The 1,801-nt window shown below is 63.3% G+C and carries 3 protein-coding genes; all 3 read left to right on the top strand.

The genetic code is table 11. The features are described 5' to 3' along the window. Positions 1-641 (top strand): erythromycin esterase family protein (locus tag AC16XC_RS09285; RefSeq protein WP_484034369.1); only part of this gene is annotated, 641 nt, incomplete at its 5' end. Positions 642-684: 43 nt separating this feature from the next. Next, positions 685-1,311 carry a dienelactone hydrolase family protein gene (locus AC16XC_RS09280; protein WP_484034370.1) on the top strand — a complete coding sequence of 209 codons (627 nt, stop codon included), beginning with the start codon at positions 685-687 and terminating at the stop codon, positions 1,309-1,311. Continuing rightward, positions 1,308-1,801, top strand: a 494-nt coding sequence (locus AC16XC_RS09275; protein WP_484034368.1) for a phosphoribosyltransferase, incomplete at its 3' end; no start/stop codon positions are given. The genes AC16XC_RS09280 and AC16XC_RS09275, both read left to right, overlap by 4 nt.

Genomic DNA, 1,801 nt, shown 5'->3' with positions numbered 1-1,801 from the left:
ATGCAGAGCGCAATGCGCGGATCGTGCGCGCGGCGGAGCAATATTATCGCTCGATCTACCGCGGTGCTGCCGAAAGCTGGAATCTGCGCGATCGGCACATGTTTGAAACGCTTCAGGCGTTGATGGCCCATCACCACGATGCTCGTGCCATTGTCTGGGCGCACAATTCGCACGTCGGCAATGCGGCAGCGACATCGATGGGCTGGCGCGGGGAATTCAACATCGGTGAGCTCGTCCGCGCCGCTTACGGCGACGGGGCAGTCCTGATCGGTTTCGGGACAGATCGCGGGACCGTTGCTGCGGCGTCGGACTGGGGTGCGGCAATGGAAGTCATGCAATTGCGCCCGGCCCGTGACGACAGCTGGGAAGGGGCTTTCCGCGCGATCGGTTCGATGCGGTGCCTGCTCGATTGGCGTCGCAGCGATGACAGCTCGCTGAAGGCTGCGTTATCCCGGACCATGTTGGAACGCGCGGTGGGGGTCGTTTACCGGCCGCAAAGCGAGTTCCTCAGCCACTACTTCGAATCGGTTCTGGGCGAGCAATTCGATGCTTTCGTCTGGTTTGAAGATACCCGCGCCGTGACGCCGCTGGGCCCCGAGCGCCCGCACGGCGCCCCCGAGATATGGCCATTCGGACTTTGAGCGAGAACGAATTATGGAACATTCGGTCCAAGATACACACGAAGTGATATTGCCCGGCGAACCTCCCCTGCACGCCATACTTGGCGTACCGGTCGATGCGCTGGGCCTCGTGATCTTCGCTCATGGCAGCGGCAGCGGCAGGCTAAGTCCGCGCAATGGCTATGTCGCACAGCGCCTGCGGGACGCCAAGCTGGCAACGCTGCTGCTCGACCTGCTTTCGCCGGCAGAGGAAACCGATCGCCGTAATGTATTCGACATATCCCTGTTGGCATCGCGTCTTCGCAGGGCAACGGACTGGGCATCGCAGTTCGAGGAAACACGTTTACTCAAACCGGCATATTTCGGGTCCAGCACCGGCGCTGGCGCAGCGCTGCGCGCAGCTGCGGGTGATGAGCGTATCGTATCAGTCGTTTCCCGCGGAGGCCGCCCGGATCTTGCGGGAAGATCGGCGCTCGCGGCAGTGAAGGCGCCGACCTTGCTCATCGTCGGTTCGCTCGACGAGCCGGTCATCACGCTGAACCGATTGGCCGCCGGGGCGCTTGGGTGCGTCCATGAGATTGCCATAGTGCCGGGGGCCACCCACCTGTTCGAGGAAACCGGTACGCTCGACGAGGTTGTCGAACTCGCCGGGGACTGGTTTCGTACCCACTTCCGAGGAGTGGTGCCGTGATCCGGAATCTCCTGTTCCAGAACCGGGCCGAGGCTGGAAAGGCCCTCGCTCGCGCACTCGTCGACATGAAGCTGGCCGACCCGGTCGTTCTGGCGCTTCCGCGCGGAGGTGTCCCGGTTGGCTACGAGGTCGCAAAGGCTCTTGGCGCCCCGCTGGACGTCATCCTGGTTCGCAAGATCGGTGCGCCGGGACACAAGGAATACGGGATTGGCGCCGTTGTCGATGGCTCTGCAATGCAGACCGTCATCAACGAAGCGGCTGCACGCATGGTCGGGGCCGACCGTGCATATATCGAGCGCGAGGTTGCACGCGAACTCGGCGTCATCGAACGCCGGCGTGAGGCCTACCGAAGTGGTCCGCCGGTTCCGGTCAAGGGGCGCACGGTCATCGTGATCGATGACGGGATAGCGACGGGGAGCACTGCGATGGTTGCGCTTCAGGCGCTGGCCAAGGCTGGCCCTTCCCGAATTATCCTTGCCGTTCCGGTGGC

It is taken from the genome of Candidatus Andeanibacterium sp., assembly GCF_057143545.1.
Note: the sequence above shows the minus strand (reverse complement) of the source record. Positions and strands in the feature narration are given on the sequence as shown.